Below are 17766 nucleotides of genomic sequence, written 5' to 3' on the forward strand. Positions count from 1 at the left end.
GGGAGAAGAGCGGTGAAAGCAATTCAAGCGGTGGTTGTTTCTTGAGCGGTTGCGTGCGGTGGGCATGGAAGGAATGGAAGGGTATCCAATCGCCGTCCCATTTAAGATGTATTTAAAGTGCACCTCCCTGTATAGATATGTAAAGGCTTTGTGTAGCTACTATTATCATGGGACGAATAGGGATAGTTGGGAAGGGGGATATTCTATTTACGATGGGGTAAAATTGTATAATAATAGAATTTTTGTGGATATTGCGATATATAGGTGGTAAATGTAATGAACGGACAACGTTTCTGTAAGGAAGCTTCGATTGACGGCAAGAAACGAATAGGTTATGGTTAAAGTCGCCTGCGGATATGAGAGGCCCTATATCAAAATAACGAAAAGTAGGGAATGCTATCACGCCCTGCTTTTTTCTTTGGAGACCATATACGCGATTTAAAAAGAAAAAGGAGCCGTAAAATGCTTACAATTGTTGCAAAACCATTTGATCAAGACATGCAGACGCTTTTGGGTGAACTACAATCGGGTTATCATGCAGGGGAATTGAGCAAGAAGGACAGCTCGGAGCTGCCGGAGAAGATCTATATGCTTGAAGCTGATCAGGAAATGGTCGGATACGGCGTGATTTGGGAATATGAGAATGGGAAACAGTTAATTCAGAAGGCGGAATCGGATTATTTTAGCGATGATGAGAAGTATTTAGAAAAAGACTTCTATATTGATATCAAAAACAAGAGGGACTTCCTATTCATTGAAGCTTTGGATGTTCTGAAAGAATTTGAAGGCAAGGGCTATGCGGCATTCTTTATGAATTGGGTGAAAGAGAAATACCCAAACAAAAAAATGTATGTGTATTCGTTGGATAAATCAAGAAACTTTTGGTTTAAACAGGGGTTTGAGGTTTTGGGAAGCACGGCATGGATGACCTATAATTAATGCTATATAATAACGCGCCTCAGAGATCCTTCTCCGGGGCTTTTTTGTATGTCGTTGAACGTTGATAGAAGTTGGCTTGTATACATTATTCGTTGCAGCTTCAACTAACCTTTACAAAAACTACTTCCCCATTTAACCGATACGCAATACTTGACCTATACCATAGGAAAGTGAATTACAAATTTGTAGGATGTGCGGGAGGAGAGAAATGATGAGATTAGTTCTGATGGGAGATTTGCATTATCACGAAATCGATCATTCGATTCCGGGATTGCTGGAGGCACGGACCGTTTTCTATCACACCATGCTGGAGAGTTTTCTAGATATGGACGCAGATTTGCATATATCGCTTGGAGATCTTACGAATTTCGGATCAGCTTTGGAGCTGCAAGAGGTCTACGAGCATGTACGGCGCAAAGATAAAACGTTTATTCATGTACTGGGCAATCATGATCTTTATACGCAGACGAGAAGGGAAGTGCTGGAGATTACGGGCCAGCAGCGTTATCATGCCATTGATACAGAGACAGCGATGCTGGTCTTTCTGGATACGACCAAAGAGATGGACATCGAGGACTGGGGCGGTTGGATGGATGACGAGCAGCTGCAGTGGCTCTCTAGAATGGTCGAGCTATCCGGGACTAAACCGCTGCTAGTGTTCGGCCATCATCCCGTTTATAGCACGACGGCTAGATCGGAAATGGAGAAAGGATCGATTCATCCGAGCATCGATATGTGGCATATTTTGAACCAGAAAAAAGGAATTGGCGTCTATTTCAACGGTCACACGCATGTTGATTCCATCGTGGCGCAAAACAACTGGACATTTGTACAGCTATCCTCCTGCTTGGATGAGCACGGCTTTCGAATCGTGGAATGCGAGGAGCAGCAGATCCGCATCTCTGCAGTAGATATTGCCGACGTTGAGATTGCAAAGCATGCAGCATTGCTGCATCAGCATATGAAGCGCTATAAGCCTAATCCTCATGCAAGAGGAGTGGACTCGGATCGGGAGGTTGTTGTGTCCTTGATGACGGCGGAGCAGCCGCAAACCTAGAAGCGAGGAGGCGAACGAGATGAAGAACGGAATAAATCATGACGCTTTTTTGAAAAGGCTCGCTGCGCACAAAATGATCGCTTCGATTAAGGACCCTAGACATATTGAGCTCGCGCTAGAGCTGCGCAACCAATTAAGCGGCATTTTCCTGTTAACAGGCCATATCGGCGTCTTGAAAAGCTACGTCGACGTGTTCAAGGAGCATCAGCTGCCGATCTTCCTGCATTTAGAGAAGATTGGCGGGCTCAGCACGGATAACTACGGCCTTGATTACTTGGCAAAGGTTATTAAGCCGACCGGCATTATATCGACAAAAACGAATGTGGTCAAAACAGCGAAAAAAATGGGTTTACTCACCATTCAACGCTTCTTTCTCGTCGATACCGAAGGACTGGACAATATTGCAAAAAGCCTTTGCCAAATTGAGCCGGACATCGTTGAGGTCATGCCTGCGCGAATTCCAGACATGATCGGCAAGGTGAAGGCATTCACCTCGCTCCCGATTATTACCGGCGGCTTATTGTACGAGCAAAGCCACGCAGAGGAATGCCTGAAATACGGGGCAACAGCGATCTCGTCCTCCAAGCCCGAGCTTTGGAGAGGCGCACAGCCTCTTCCAGGCAAGGAGAAAGTAAGACAAATCATATAAATCTACTTTAAATCAGTCAAATTCATATAATCTTTGCAACGAGATAACATAGAATTAATAAACATCGCTTATGATTCATTATGAAAAGTAAATAGCAATCGGTTGGAGTATTGGAGAAACCTTATCCGCTGTGGACGCTTATGTCCTCGGCAGGATTAAGGTTTCTTTTTTTGCTGCCGACCTATTCCAAACAGTGAAAAGGTGGAGGAATGGAAAATGGTTAAGAAGCTTACTGCACTATCGCTCGCAATTTTCATGGTTGTCGTATTGGCGGCATGCGGTTCGAATGGCACGAAAGGGAACGCTGGAAGCTCAGCAGGCAACGGGACTAAAGCGGAGAGCACGAATGCCGCATCGTCGGAGAAGATCGTCATTAAATACTGGTACGCGTTCGGCGACAAGATTGAAGAAGCGAAGCTGCACATGGTCAATGAGTTCAACGAATCTCAGGACAAAATTGAAGTCGTTGCCGAGCATCAAGGCGACTATGAGGATCTTCATGCCAAAGTACAGGCGGCCTTCGCAGCGGGCGACGCTCCTGCAGTAACCGACCTCGAAATTGCGTCTACCGGCGTATTTGCCCGCTCCGGCATGCTTGAGGAGCTGACAACCTATGCGGAGAGAGACAAGGATGAGCTTCAGCTTGACGATTTTAATCCCGGCTTGATGGGGAACGCCTATGTGGACGACAAGCTGTACGGCCTTCCATTCATGCGCAGTACCCCGATTTTGTACAAAAACGTAACGATGCTGAAAGACGCTGGTCTTGATCCGGCTGGTCCGAAGTCATGGGATGAGCTCGAACAGTATTCCCGTGTCCTGAAGGAGAAGGGAAAGGTCGGCATGACGGTACCGGTTGATATCTGGTTCTACGAAGGGCTGGTTGCTCAAAGCGGTGGACGAATGCTGAGCGAGGATGGCAAGTCAGCTGCATTCAATTCGCCAGAAGGCGTGGCGCCGGTAGAGTTTTGGAAAAAGCTGTCCAGCGAAGGTCTTATCAAAATGCCTGTAGGCGACGAAGCGGGAGCAACCGCGGATAAAGACTGGGCTAATCAAATGTCCGCCTTCAAGTTTGGCTCCACCGCTGGCGTAACGGGAAGCCTCGAAATTGCGAAAGGCAATGGCTTCGAATTGGAAACGGCGTTTATGCCCGCTAACACAAGCTATGGCGTTCCGACTGGCGGCTGCCAGCTCGTCATGACCTCGAAGAGCAGTGAAGAAGAGAAGGAAGCGGCTTGGGCATTCATCAAATGGATGACGTCCAAGGAGAATACAATCTACCAGCATAAGCATGTCGGTTACTTGCCGACTCGTATATCCGCTGCGGAGAGCGAGGAGCTGAAGGCGCATTTTGCAGAGCACCCGCAGTTTAAGGTAGCCGTGGACCAGTTGGAATATGCAAGACCGCGTCCGATGGAGAACGCTTATCCGGAAATCGCTAAGATCATTAAGGAATCGATCCAGAAGGCGATTATCGATCCAAAAACGTCCCCGCAGGACGCGCTGAATCAAGCGGCGGAGAAAGCCAATAAGCTGCTTAGCAAATAAATAAACATCGCACTTGATTGCTGTTCGAAAGGGAGATGGCTCCCCGCTCGGGAGCTCTCTCCCTCTAATTATAGGAGCTGAGAGGTTACACGCTATGTACAACGAGAAATGGTTGTCTGAGATTAAAGTAATCGTTTTTGATATGGACGGTACGCTCTACCAGGAAGACAAGTTTATGGAACGCTATATCCGTTATCTGCTTGAGGGAACAGAGCATGAGCGCGAGACAGTAGCTGTCATCAGCGCGGTAAGGGACATTTTGAAGGGGCAGCATCCGTTTCAATTCGGTCATTTCTATCATACACAGGACGATTTGGTATTGGTTCGGCATGACGATAGCTTCATTCAAGGCTTTACGTGGGAAGGGACTGCGATTCATGAGCGTGCCAATGGATATGGACGATTGTCCTCGCAAGCCCCCCATCTGATTCATATCGGCGATCCGTGGGGAATTGCAGCGGTCGTCAGCCATAGATTCAAGCTTTCCAGAGGTAAATTGCAATCGGCATTCGAGCGGGTCCGCAAGGAGATGATCCTCGCGCCTCATCATTTCGAGCTGCATGGCGATTTGCTTCTAGCTATCGAGGAGCTCACTGCCGTCAAGCAAAAAATTGTTATGACTAATACGTATTTGGAATCCGGAATCGAGTTTCTGAATTACATGAATATACACCATTTGTTCGATGAAGTGCATTGCGGCGCGGAGAAGCCGGCAGGCATGGATAACTATATAACTTCACTGCTGGAGCGGGGGTTTCAGGCGCATGAAATATTGTCGATTGGCGATAACCCGTGGAATGACCTGCATCCGGTCAAGCGAAGGGGCGGCAGAACCTGCTTTATTTCCCCTTATGAAAGCAGTGACCCGGAAATCTGGGATTTGCGGTTAAAGACGCTGGATGAGCTGGCGCAGCTCATGCGTGCGATTCAGGAATCCATTACGAGGAGGCCGATACCTTATGGCGAAGATCGAGCTGAAGCATATAAGCAAGAAGTTCAAGGATGAAACCGTAATTGAAGATTTGAACTTAACGATCAAGGATGGATCGTTCACGGTGCTTGTCGGGCCGTCGGGCTGCGGGAAATCGACGACGCTGCGGATGGTAGCCGGTCTGGAGAGGCAGTCTGCCGGAGAGATATGGATCGACGACAAATGCGTGAACGATACGGCGCCGGGTCTTAGGGATGTTGCGATGGTTTTTCAAAACTATGCGCTGTATCCAACGATGACCGTACGCGGCAACATCGAATTTGGCCTCAAAAACCGCGGCGTTCCTAAAAGCGAGCGCGAGAAGCTGATCATGGACATTTCGGAGATTGTGGGGTTAGCGCCGCATCTAAACAAGAAGCCGCAGCATTTATCCGGAGGCCAGCGGCAGCGGGTTGCCCTAGCTCGGGCGATGGTAAAGAAGCCGAAGGTATTCATTCTTGATGAGCCGCTGTCCAATTTGGATGCGAAGCTGCGCAACCAGATGAGAACGGAGCTTATTCAGCTTCACAAACGGCTTGGAACAACCTTTGTCTATGTGACGCATGATCAGGTGGAAGCGATGTCGATGGGGGATGAGATTGTCGTGATGAACAAGGGGGTCATTCAGCAGGCCGACTCTCCTATGAAGCTCTATCACGATCCGGCAAACTTGTTTACCGCGGAATTTATCGGAACACCGGCTATGAACATGATAAATGGGTCGGATGTGCGGGGCTTGGATATCTTGACGGCTGCAAGCATCGGCTATGTAGGGTTCCGTCCGGAGCAAGCGCTCCTCAATGCTAGCGCGGATATCGAGGGCTACGTCCTAGAAGGCGAGATTTTAACCCGCGAAAGCTTGGGGGCGGAGCATATTTACCAGATCAAATCGCGGACGGGCATCTTTTTTGTCAAAGCATTCCTTTCTCCCCTTGAGACCGCCGAACATGTGAAGGTTACGGTTCCGCATGACCATCTCTATTATTTTGGACTGAGCGGGGAAAGGCTTCGCGACATTCAGGTCAGCACAAGAAGTCTTGTTGCTGCTGGAGGGATCTGACATGACCGTATGGGAAAAGCTGCGGCCCTATGGGATGGTTGCCCCGGCCATTATCATTTTTTGTTTGTTCTTTATTTATCCGATTTTTTACATGATCTATTTAAGCATGTTCGATTGGAATTTTGTCAGCCCGACCAAGACGTTTGTAGGCTTCCAGAATTTTAAGGATCTGCTAATGGAGCCGGATTTCCGGCAGGTGCTCGCAAATACGACGATCTACACCGTACTGACGGTGACGCTTACGACCGGACTCGCTTTGCTGCTTGCGCTGTGGCTGAACCGAAAGGGCTTCTTCCATGGCTTCGTGCAGGGGGCAATCTTTAGTCCGCATATTATATCTCTCGTGTCCATCTCGCTGCTGTGGAGCTGGCTGATGGACCCCGAATACGGGCTGCTGAACTGGTTGATCGGCCTTGTTGGCTTCGGCAAGCTGGACTGGCTGTCCCATCCGAGCACGTCGCTGGTCTCGCTCGTCATGGTAGCTGTCTGGAAAGGGCTCGGCTACAACGCTCTTGTGTTTATCGCGGGCTTGCAGAGCATCCCTTCCGATATTTACGAAGCAGCGTCCTTGGATCGTTCCAAGCCTTGGACGACCTTCACGAAGCTGATTCTGCCGATGCTGTCGCCGACCATATTTTTCCTTGTCATCATCAACATGATCGGATCGTTCCAAGTGTTCGAGACCATCGCCATTATGACGCAGGGAGGCCCGGTCAACTCGACCAATACGCTTGTTTATTACATCTATGAGTATGGCTTCCGTTTCTTTAAGATCGGATACGCTTCTGCTGCCGGTGTTATCCTGCTGGTTATCGTAGGGATTTTAACGATGGTGTACTTTAAGCTGCTGTCCAATCGCGTTCATTACCGTTAGGGAGGAATGAAGTTCTTGAAAGCTATAAACCGTACGATCGGCGGCAAGCCTATCGGGGCTGCTGCTGAAGAGAAATGGACGATCATACGGAGCAAACAAGCGTTTTGGAAAAAAGCGCTTTGGGTCGCGCTCCGCGTGCTTAATGTTGTTGGACTGCTGGCGCTGGTGCTGATTTTCGCTATGCCGTTTGTATGGATGCTCTCCACCTCGCTCAAGACGCTGCCGGAGACGATGATCTTTCCGCCGGAATGGATTCCGCGGAACCCGGTTTGGCAAAATTACGCCGATGCTTGGAATACAGGGCCGTTTCTCAGTTATTTCGTAAACAGTGTCGTTATCGCAGTTGGCATCCTTATTTTGCAAATGCTGACGATTATTCCTGCCTCTTATGCTTTTGCTAGATACAAGTTCAGAGGCTCCAAATTTCTATTTGGTATTGTCATGGTAACGCTGATGATTCCTGCTCAGCTGATCTTTCTGCCGGTCTACTTGGAGCTAAGCGCCTTCAAGCTGCTTAATACCCATCTCGGACTCATACTTCCGTTCGCATCGAGCGCCTTTGGCATCTTCCTGCTGCGGCAGGCGTTCATGCAAATTTCGGATGAATTGCTCGAAGCGGCAAGGCTTGACCAAGCAGCCGAGTGGAAAATCATTCTTCAGATCATGGTGCCTATGGTGAAGCCGGTGCTCGTTACCTTTGCTTTATTCAGCTTCATTGCCCATTGGAACGACTACTTCTGGCCGCTCGTCATGACGACGAATGAAACGGCAAGAACGCTGCCTCTCGGCATCGCGAAGATTAGAGAAGTAGAGGGCGTTGCAACATGGAATATTCTAATGGCCGGCAACCTGATTCTGGTTGCTCCTATATTGGTCGTATTTTTCCTATCGCAGCGTCAAATCATTAAGGCATTTGTATATAACGGCGTTAAATAAATAGATGAATGGAAGGATTGAGTCGAAATGATAACAATCGTTGCTCACCGCGGATGGTCGGGAGAGGCGCCCGAAAATACGATCGCAGCTTTTAAGCTGGCCATGACAGAACCGGATATCGCCATTATCGAGCTTGACGTGCATTTGTCTAAGGACGGAATTCCTGTCGTTATTCACGATCATACGCTGGATCGGACAACAAGCGGCGCAGGTCCGGTGAAGTCGCATACGTTAGATGAGCTGCGCCTATTGGACGCGGGCAGCTGGTTTGCTCCGTCGTTCGCGGGAGAGCGGCTTCCGACGCTGGAGGAAGTGCTGGAGCTTGCGAAGGGACGCTGCAAGCTGCATGTAGAGCTGAAGTCGATGGGCGATGAATATGTAGGCATCGAAGAAAAGGTGATTGCGCTCATTCAGCGTCACGGCATGCAGGAGGAGGTCGTACTCTCATCCTTCGACCATGACTCCATGAAGCGGGCGAACGAGATCGATCCTTCGATCCAGACGGGGCTTATTTTCTTAGGCAAGCCAACGCTGCTAGTTGAACAGCTTCGGTACACGGGAGCTGCGAGCGTGTCCATGCACTATGCTTTCGTCACGCCTGACTTTGTCGATGAAATGGCTGAGCATGGTATTGATCTGGGAGTATGGACGGTCGACGAATCTGATATCCTTGCCCGTATTGTAGAGCAATATCCGAATATGCGCATTACGACAAACACGCCGGACCGCTTGCTTCGGATTGTACGGGAAGACCGCGTAACATCCTAAGTCATCAGATGGCTAAACGGTTCAGTTGGAAGGAGGTAGAGCAATGACCAGTCGAAGAGCAACTAGTGTTTGGCGCAGGATCGGATTGGCATTGTTATTTCTTTGCAGCGCGACGCTGATCATATCTGCTTCTAATCTCCATACAGCCGAGGATGTTCTCATCATCGCGCATCGCGGCGCATCCGGCTACGCTCCTGAGAATACGATGGCTGCCTTCGAGCTGGCCGAGCGGCTTGGCGCCGACTTCATCGAATTCGATGTGCAGCTGAGCAAGGACGGTGAGCTTGTCGTTATTCACGACGTTACGGTTGATCGAACGACAGCCTTTACAGGGTATGTTAGCCAGTATACGTTAAGCGAGCTTCAAGGGATGGATGCGGGGAGCTACTCTAACGCTATTTTTGCAGACGAATCCCTATTATCGTTTCAAGAGGTGCTCGATCGGTTCGCTGGCAGAATGGGCATGCTTATCGAGTTGAAGGAGCCGCTGCTCTATCCAGGGATTGAAGAGAAGGTGGCTGAGGCTTTGAAGCGGAGAGCACCCCAGCTGCAGGTAGCTGGATTTGGGGGCTCGGAGCGAGTACGGGCTGTAGGGAAAAGCAGGAACAGCGCAGCCATCATTATTCAATCTTTCGAACGTGAATCGATTCGTCGCATGCACGCCTTGCTGCCGGATATTCCGGTTGCAGTACTTGTTCACAAGGATGAACACCCCCTGGCACCTGAAACGCTCGATGAGCTTGCATCATATTCGTCATACATTAATTACAGCCATGACCTGCTCGACGAGGATATTGTTCGGAATATCCATGCGCGTAACCGTAAAGTGATGGCATGGACGGTGCGTAATGAAAAGGACATGGAGCGTATGAAGAAGCTTGGCGTGGATGGCGTCATTACGGATTTTCCGGGGTGAGCATTCGGAACGGAATAAGTTGTTAATTAGGTCAGATCAGCCTTCGTGAAAGGCAGATCTGGCCGTTTTTTTGTTTCGGGCAGCGCTCCGCATGTTTAATGTAATAAGACTACGAGCGCTTGAGCTTGTTTTTGCGAGAGATATCATTAGTAAGCAGTTGTGCAAACCTATTTGGAGGTGGAACGATGGAAAGACGTAAACCAGCTTATATTTGGCGCAGGATTGGATTGCTGCTGTTGGCGCTGTGCTGCGCGACGTTGTTCGTATCTGCATCCAATCCCAACACACCAGAAGGATTTTTAATTTTCGCGCATCGTGGAGCTTCCGGTTATGCGCCTGAGAATACGATGGCCGCCTTCGAGGAGGCCGAGAAGCTTGGCTCAGACTTTATTGAATTTGATGTGCAGCTGAGCAAGGACGAAGAACTCGTCGTTATTCATGACGATACGGTGGATCGAACGACGGAGCATTCAGGTTCTGTGGACGAGTATACGTTGAACGAGCTTGAAGGAATGAAAGCAGGGAGCGAGGCAAGTGCGGACGATGCGGACGAAAAAATATTATCATTCCATGATGTGATGGATCGATTCGCTGGAAAGATAGGCATGCTCATCGAGATTAAGGATTCAAAGCTGTTTCCAGGAATTGAAGAGAAGGTGGCAGACGTTGTGCGCAGATACGAGCTTCGTCTTAATCATACTGAGTTTGATGGTAAAGGTCGAATAAAGGGAATGGGGAAAGTCAAGAACAGCGCAGGCATCATCATTCAATCCTACGACTTTGACTCTACGCGTCGTATTCACGACCTGCTCCCGGACATTCCTGTCGCTGCCCTTATACACGAGGATCAACATCCATTATCGAATGAGACGCTGGATGAGCTAACCTCTTATGCGGCATACATTAACTACACCCATGAGCTGCTTGACGAGAAGATCGTTCAGGCAATCCATGACCGAAATCGAAAAGTGATCGCGTGGACGATCCAAAACGATGGAGACATGGAGCGGATGAAGAAGCTGGGAGTGGATGGGGTTATTACGGATTACCCAGGGTGATGGTGAAATCACATAACCCGACTAGATGGTTATTCCTCAGATCGTTTCCTATTTAAATATAACGGAATCCATTCCATATTAAGTATGCAGAAGCATATTAACAAAGCAGGTCTAAGTACCTGTTTTTCGTAGATGGATTCCCAATTGCCAAATGGCGGATTATCTAACATGAGACCATTTTGCAAGCAAATTATTTGATTGGAAATATTGATTTATTAGGATTTTTTGATTTTTTCTGTGAGCAATGACATTACAGGTTTAAATGAAAGCGTTTTATTCATGCAAACATTTATTCCAATATAAGGTTATTCATTGCTTTATTTTTTAGTAGACAACGAGAAAAAAAGTGTGTTACATTTACTCACATGATGAGTGGGAAGCCGTTGCTCATTGAGGATGAGGGGTTACAAAGTAACTTGGCGGATACAGACGTGCATCATGCGCAGCTAGTATCTTCTCCAATCCTTTTTTACATAGGCTAGTTACTTTTCGCCCGAAAGTTAAAGCGCTTAAATTAATTGGCAATTTCATCAACGGGAAAGGAGCTATGGATGAAGTCGAAGAAGTGGAAGATTGTAGGGACTAGAAACGAACATTGCAGCAGCATAATAAAAGGAGGAATTTTAATTGCACACAATAAAATCAAATAAAAGTACGATGAAATTGCTGGGTCTTATTCTTCTCTGTCTAACCATGCTTATGACACTACTGGGAGCTCCAGCTAAATTTCAAACGAAGGCTCATGCCGCAGGTGAACAAAAACCGTTCCCACAGCAAGTTAACTACTCGGGCATTATTAAGCCGAACCATGTGAGCCAAGCCTCTATGAATAGCTCGGTTGCCGCGTATTATGACTACTGGAAATCCGCACATCTGAGAAATAACCTTGCATCACTGCCAGGCGGTTATTATGTGAAAGGCGATATAACCGGCAGTGCTGACGGATTCAATCCTCTTGGAACTTCTGAAGGACAAGGCTATGGTATGATCATCACGGTTCTGATGGCAGGTTACGATTCAAATGCGAGAACGATCTACGATGGTCTGTTCAAAACGGCGAGAGCTTTCAAGAGTCCGAATAATGCTAACCTGATGGGTTGGGTTGTAGCGGACAGTGCGAGTGCTCAAGGCCATTTCGACTCCGCTACTGACGGAGACTTGGACATTGCTTATTCTTTGATTCTTGCCGATCGTCAATGGGGATCGACGGGTACGATCAACTATTTGGAAGAAGCCAAAAAAATGATCACGAACGGAATCAAAGTTAGCAATGTGACTACAAATAACAGGCTGAACCTGGGCGACTGGGATACGAAGAGTGCTTTGAACACTCGTCCTTCCGACTGGATGCTTTCCCATTTAAGAGCGTTTTACGATGTGACAGGAGATCAAACTTGGTTGAACGTCATTAACAACCTGTATACCCTTTACAGCCAATTCACAGCCTCTTACTCGTCAAGCACGGGTCTGATTTCTGACTTTGTTGTAGGCAACCCACCTCAACCAGCTCCACAAAACTATTTGGATGAGTTCCCTGAAACCAATGAATACAACTACAATGCAAGCCGTGTACCTTTACGAATTGTAATGGATTACGCTTTGTACGGCGATACCAGAGGCAAGACTATCGCTGACAAAATGGCGGTATGGATCAAAGGCAAAACGAGCGGTAACCCGAATAACGTAAAAGACGGATATCAATTGAACGGTAATGATAGAGGCTCATATGCTACTGCGGTATTCGTATCGCCGTTCATTTCGGCAGCTACAACAAACAGCGCTCACCAAGCCTGGGTGAACGCAGGCTGGGACTGGATGAAGAACAAGCAAGAATCTTACTTTAGCGATTCCTTCAATATGCTTAACATGCTCTTCATTTCCGGAAACTGGTGGAAACCAGACTACAGCGGCGGTTCAGATACACAAGCGCCTTCAGCTCCATCTAGCCTGACTGCATCAGCAGCGTCAAGCAGCCAAATTAATTTAAGCTGGACAGCTTCAACGGATAACGTTGGCGTAACGGGATACCGCGTATTCCGCGGCGGCGTTCAAGTTGGCACACCAACTGGCACAACCTTCAACGACACAGGCCTAACGGCATCCACAGCTTACAGCTACACGGTAAAAGCAATTGATGCTGCAGGCAACCTTTCGGCTAACAGCAATACAGCAAATGCAACGACAAGTGCAGCTTCAACCGGCACGAACCTTGCACTTGGCAAGACGACTGTAGCAAGCTCAATTGAAGGTGCAGGCTTCGAGGCTTCCAAAGCGACTGACGGCAATTCGTCGACAAGATGGGCAAGCATTGAAGGAAGCAACAACCAATGGATCTATGTGGACCTTGGTACGACCCAAAGCGTTAACCGGGTGAAATTGAACTGGGAAGCGGCTTATGGTAAAGGTTACAAAATCCAAGTCTCCAATGATGCGACAACTTGGACAGATGCTTTTACAACAACAACCGGCAATGGCGCAATCGATGATATTACGTTTACAGCCAAAAACGGAAGATATGTAAGAGTACTTGGAACAGCAAGAGGTACAGCATATGGATACTCACTCTTCGACTTTGAGGTTTATGGTTCTTAATCTGTAAAGACGAGCAAAGCCTGGCGGGAAAAACTTCCGTCAGGCTTTGTTTTTTTAACACCATTTGTGATAAAAATCATATACTGACTGGAATTATAAAGTGATCCTGTATGCATAACCACTGCAACTGGGTCGTTTTTTGTTTTCATGCATCAAAGTGGTTGAGGGCACAAAGACCAAGGATCAAGAAAGAAGGTCTTTTTTATGGCTGGAATAAAAATAGAAGTAGATAAACGCCTTTTAATTTGTGGCGCAACGATTGTCACCATGAACCGGAGTAGAGACGTCCTAGTGGATCAGGATATTCTCGTTGTGGGAAGCCGTATTGAAGCTATTGGTAAATTGGACGATATTGCTGACAAAGTTGACGAAGTCATTCAAGCCGAGGGCCAATTTCTCATACCGGGGCTTATCCAAACCCATACCCATCTTACGCGGACGCTATTTAGAAATCTGGTGGCTGACAAAAATTTGGATCAATGGCTGGACGAGATTTTACGCCTTGAAGCTGCTCATGATAGAGATTCAAATTATTGGTCAGGTATGTTAGGGATTGCGGAGCTGTTTCTCGGTGGCACAACAGCCATCTACGATATGGAGTCCGTTCACTATACCGATAGCGCCTTCGAGGCGATCGCGCAAACTGGGATCCGTGCCTTCTCGGGGAAAAAAATGACAGATAGGATGAGCCCTGGGGGGAATGACCCGAATGATCTGGTTGAGCCTACCTATATCGCATTCGAAGAGAGTCTGAAGCTGTTTGAAAAATGGGAAGGGCGCGACGGGGGGCGAATTCGGTACTGCTTCTGCCCAGCTTCCTCCTTGGCCTGCACGATGAAGCTTCTGAAGCTAACGGCTGACTTTTCCTATAAGTATAACGCCCGGGTTCACATACATGCAGCGGAAACCAAAGAGGAACAAACGATCATTATGAAGCAGACAGGCATGCGGGTAATCGATTATCTGGATTCCGTTGGACTGGTAAGCCCTAGGACTGTTTTGGCTCATTGCGTTCACGTGAATGATCAGGAAATCAAAATCATCGCAAAGCGTGGTGCCCATGCAGCGCACTGTCCTACTGCGAATCTGTATCTAGCTTCCGGAATAGCCCCCATTCCGAACATGATGGAACACGGCGTCAATATTGGTGTAGGGGCTGACAATGCGGCAGACCATACCAATATGGACGCATTTCAAGAAATGAAGCTGGCCGCTTTAGTTCAAAAAGGTCTTCATATCAATCCCACGATTCAGCCTAGTGCGCAAAAGGCATTCGAAATGGCAACCCTCGGCGGAGCTCGTTCCCTTGGTTTAGAGAAAGAGATTGGCAGCATTGAGGTCGGGAAGAAGGCGGATTTGGCTATCCTTGATTTGAGAAAGCCGCATACGTGGCCGAATGAATCTCAAGTGAATACCGAACAAAGCATTTATGCACGGATTGTGTACTCGGCAAAATCTTCGGATGTGGTTCTGACTATGGTAAACGGCCGGATCGTCATGAAGGATGGTCAATTGCTCACCATGGATATAAACGAGGTTATGAGGAAATCGAACGAATCGATCACACGATTATTACAATGCACAGCTTTTGCGAGGTAACGATAGCTGCCTTTTTCATACATGATTTCGATAAAATCTTATATGTATATATAAAATCATTGAACGTTTGTATAACTCCTGGGGGCTGGAAGGAGAGACGTTTATGAAAGCGGATGCTGTCTTTGAAGGCGGGGGAGTGCGGGGAATTGCGTTCATTGGCGCTATACAAGAAATGGAGGCAAGCGGATACCAGTGGGAGCGCTTAGCGGGAACCTCCGCAGGATCCGTCGTTGCTGCGCTTCTGGCCTGCGGGTATAATGCCAGCGAATTAATAGACATTATGAATACGCTCGATTATTCTCTTTTGCTAGGAAAAACGTGGGTTCATTATTTACCGATTGTCGGGACGGCGCTCCCTGTTCTTTTTCGTTCAGGCATATACTTAAACACACCGCTAGAGGATAGGTTAACGTACTGGCTGAATCAAAAAGGGGTGTCTACCTTTGGTGATTTGCCGGAAGGAAGGCTGAAAATTATTGCTTCCGACATTAGCAGCGGAAAGATGCTGGTCTTGCCAGACGATTTGTCGCGCTATGCTATTTCCCCCTCAGAGTTCCCCATAGCTGCCGCGGTTAGAATGAGCACGACGCTTCCTTACTTTTTTCAGCCTTACCGATTAAAGACAAAGCTACGAAGGAAACCGTTCTATATCCTCGATGGAGGGCTCCTCAGCAACTATCCCATCTGGCTCTTTGACGTAGACGGAATTCCGAATTGGCCGACGTTCGGATTCCGGCTATTAGGCGAACAGACGGAAGCCTCATTGTATGACATTCGCGGTCCCATCTCCATGTTTCGTGCCATGTTCCAAACGATGCTGAAAGCCCATGACCAGCGCCATGTGGACAGCCATTCCGAAAGCCGAACCATTTTTATCCCGACAGGTGGAGTGGGCGCTACGCAGTTTGGGCTGAGCGCTCAGGACCGGGAGATGCTATTTCTGTCTGGACAAGGAGCAGCACGGAAGTTTTTGGCGGAGTGGGATTATGAGAAGTATGTTGAGGAATTTCGTGTATCTCGTAATTAGATTGCATGAAATCCAGTTGGAATTTTTCCTCGTCATACAAATCTTGCCATATGATAGGGATTGATGAATAATAGATTAGAGGGGAGGGATATATATGAGAATGGCATTCACCGTTGATGTGGAGGATTGGTTTTGCAGCCCGCAATTGTCTCTCTCTAACTGGGAGGGCTACGAATTAAGGCTTGAGCAGCCTATTCATCAAATCCTGGACCTGCTGGATGAAAATGATTCGATCGGGACTTTTTTTGTCTTGGGGTGGATCGCAGAAAAAAGGCCGGATTTGATCAAAGAAATCCATCGAAGAGGCCACGAAATAGCCTCGCATGGCTATTCCCATCGGTTGGTATATCAGCAAACTCCCCAACAATTTAAAGAGGACATTCAAATGTCAAAGGACATCTTAGAACAATTAATAGGTTCAAAAGTGTATGGATATCGGGCACCTTGTTTTTCAATGACGGAGTGGGCGCTCGAGATTTTAATAGAAGAAGGTTTTTCATACGATTCAAGCATTATTCCGAATACGTATAACAATCTCTATTCCAAATTCAATTTGGATGCATCCGTTTCTCATTCTTTTAAAATAAAAGAGGAGCTATGGGAAATACCGTTGCCTGTAAATCGCTTGGCTGGAGTCAATTTCCCATGGGGCGGAGGCGGTTATTTCCGTATATATCCATATCGTTACTTTCATTTAGGAGCAAGCAGAATTATTGGAAATAACGGTTCCTTTGTATTTTATATTCATCCTTATGATTTAGATCAAGATCAGCCTCGCATCTTTAATACTTCTTGGGCAAATAGCATTAGAAGATATTATGGGCTCGGGGATACCTATACAAAAATACAAAGCTTGCTGTCTGACTTTAAATGCACTTCAATAAGCCAATATTATCCTCAAATTGGGGGATAGAATGAATTGAGCATAAAAATAAAAGCGAAGATTATTGTTAATAAACGGCTGCTGGAAAGTGCAGCGTATCTCTATTGCGGAGAAAATGGCATGAGTAGAACAAGCATTCAACGACCGACTGCGGAGGAAATGAATGCTATGATTTCGCACGGTGTTGTATCCCATGATCTGAAGATTATGGATGAACCATTTGGTTATGCCTGTTATGAACACAATAGGCAGGTTTATGATCCTGATTTTTTTGATACCCTTCTTTTGAAAGAAGCCAAAAATCGAAAAAGCATACTGGATTTGTGTTGTGGCGGAGGGGCGACGATCGTTTCTCTACTCCAAAACGGACCAGACATTATATATGGATTTGATTCTAACGAAAATCAGATAGAGCTGATAGAAGCGCTTGTTGAAGAAATGAACGATGTTAATTGCAAAATTGTTGCGAAGGTGGCAGATGCCCATCACATACCGCTTGAGCGACATTCCGTCGATTTTGTGGTGTGCAGAGTGGCGCTGCAATATCTAGATACCGAACAGGTGCTGAAAGAGATGTACCGTGTGCTCTACCCGAATGGGAAGGTGTTTTTGCTCGTTCATGGCTCAGGATATATATTTGATTATTTGTTCTCGAGAAGGGGAATTTTCAAAACAAAACTTATCAGGTATGCTGTTCAAAAGCTTTTTTATTCGAGCAGCTCGGATCATAACTTCTCTCGCTCACAAGCACATTTTCTATTCACAAAGGAAGTTAAGAAAAAGCTGAAAGATGCAGGATTTAAAGATATTAACGTGCATACATCGAAAAAGTGGTTGAAATTCGGGATACTGCCCGTGTATTTCGCGGTAACTGCAAACATATAATTAAA

Annotated in this window: 16 protein-coding genes and 1 pseudogene; all 17 read left to right on the plus strand. The window is 47.1% G+C overall.

Annotated features, from left to right (window positions below):
- Positions 1–462: 462 nt before the first annotated feature.
- Positions 463–939 carry a GNAT family N-acetyltransferase gene (locus HI950_RS16915; protein ID WP_169089792.1) on the plus strand — a complete coding sequence of 159 codons (477 nt, stop codon included), beginning with the start codon at positions 463–465 and terminating at the stop codon, positions 937–939.
- A 208-nt stretch (positions 940–1147) separates the two neighbouring features.
- Positions 1148–1996 (plus strand): metallophosphoesterase family protein, encoded by an 849-nt coding sequence (locus tag HI950_RS16920; RefSeq protein ID WP_223285325.1) that lies wholly within the window; start codon positions 1148–1150, stop codon positions 1994–1996.
- 19 nt (positions 1997–2015) lie between these two features.
- A complete protein-coding gene (locus HI950_RS16925; RefSeq protein ID WP_169089794.1) occupies positions 2016–2645 on the plus strand; it encodes a glycerol-3-phosphate responsive antiterminator in 630 nt (209 codons plus the stop codon).
- 216 nt (positions 2646–2861) lie between these two features.
- The gene (locus HI950_RS16930; protein ID WP_169089796.1) at positions 2862–4193 is read left to right on the plus strand and encodes an ABC transporter substrate-binding protein; all 1332 of its coding nucleotides are present in this window, start codon (positions 2862–2864) and stop codon (positions 4191–4193) included.
- Positions 4194–4287: 94 nt separating this feature from the next.
- On the plus strand, positions 4288–5199 hold the full coding sequence (locus HI950_RS16935; RefSeq protein WP_169089798.1) for an HAD family hydrolase: 912 nt from the start codon (positions 4288–4290) through the stop codon (positions 5197–5199).
- A complete protein-coding gene (locus tag HI950_RS16940) occupies positions 5153–6223 on the plus strand; it encodes an ABC transporter ATP-binding protein (protein ID WP_169089800.1) in 1071 nt (356 codons plus the stop codon). The genes HI950_RS16935 and HI950_RS16940 overlap by 47 nt, the downstream gene beginning before the upstream one ends.
- A gap of 1 nt (position 6224) precedes the next feature.
- The gene (locus HI950_RS16945) at positions 6225–7097 is read left to right on the plus strand and encodes a carbohydrate ABC transporter permease (RefSeq protein WP_169089804.1); all 873 of its coding nucleotides are present in this window, start codon (positions 6225–6227) and stop codon (positions 7095–7097) included.
- 135 nt (positions 7098–7232) lie between these two features.
- The gene (locus HI950_RS16950; protein WP_317618389.1) at positions 7233–8033 is read left to right on the plus strand and encodes a carbohydrate ABC transporter permease; all 801 of its coding nucleotides are present in this window, start codon (positions 7233–7235) and stop codon (positions 8031–8033) included.
- A 27-nt stretch (positions 8034–8060) separates the two neighbouring features.
- Entirely contained in the window at positions 8061–8801 is a 741-nt protein-coding gene (locus tag HI950_RS16955; protein WP_169089806.1) for a glycerophosphodiester phosphodiesterase, read from the plus strand.
- 43 nt (positions 8802–8844) lie between these two features.
- Positions 8845–9717, plus strand: a complete 873-nt coding sequence (locus tag HI950_RS16960) for a glycerophosphodiester phosphodiesterase (RefSeq protein WP_169089807.1) — start codon at positions 8845–8847, stop codon at positions 9715–9717.
- 185 nt (positions 9718–9902) lie between these two features.
- Complete coding sequence (locus tag HI950_RS16965; RefSeq protein WP_169089808.1) at positions 9903–10775, plus strand: glycerophosphodiester phosphodiesterase; 873 nt, start codon at positions 9903–9905, stop codon at positions 10773–10775.
- Positions 10776–11519: 744 nt separating this feature from the next.
- Positions 11520–12674, plus strand: a pseudogene (locus HI950_RS35865) (family 8 glycosyl hydrolase); the annotation flags it as partial.
- Positions 12651–13367: a galactose-binding domain-containing protein gene (locus HI950_RS35870; RefSeq protein WP_317618390.1), complete on the plus strand. Its 717-nt coding sequence runs from the start codon at positions 12651–12653 to the stop codon at positions 13365–13367. The pseudogene HI950_RS35865 and the gene HI950_RS35870, both read left to right, overlap by 24 nt.
- Positions 13368–13571: 204 nt before the next feature.
- A complete protein-coding gene (locus HI950_RS16975) occupies positions 13572–14966 on the plus strand; it encodes an amidohydrolase family protein (RefSeq protein ID WP_169089810.1) in 1395 nt (464 codons plus the stop codon).
- A gap of 103 nt (positions 14967–15069) precedes the next feature.
- On the plus strand, positions 15070–15993 hold the full coding sequence (locus HI950_RS16980; protein WP_169089813.1) for a patatin-like phospholipase family protein: 924 nt from the start codon (positions 15070–15072) through the stop codon (positions 15991–15993).
- A 118-nt stretch (positions 15994–16111) separates the two neighbouring features.
- Positions 16112–16906: a polysaccharide deacetylase family protein gene (locus tag HI950_RS16985; protein ID WP_187768107.1), complete on the plus strand. Its 795-nt coding sequence runs from the start codon at positions 16112–16114 to the stop codon at positions 16904–16906.
- A gap of 6 nt (positions 16907–16912) precedes the next feature.
- A complete protein-coding gene (locus HI950_RS16990) occupies positions 16913–17761 on the plus strand; it encodes a class I SAM-dependent methyltransferase (RefSeq protein WP_169089817.1) in 849 nt (282 codons plus the stop codon).
- The last annotated feature ends 5 nt before the right edge of the window (positions 17762–17766 follow it).

Source organism: Paenibacillus sp. PL91 (assembly GCF_012935325.2).
Classification (GTDB): domain Bacteria; phylum Bacillota; class Bacilli; order Paenibacillales; family Paenibacillaceae; genus Pristimantibacillus.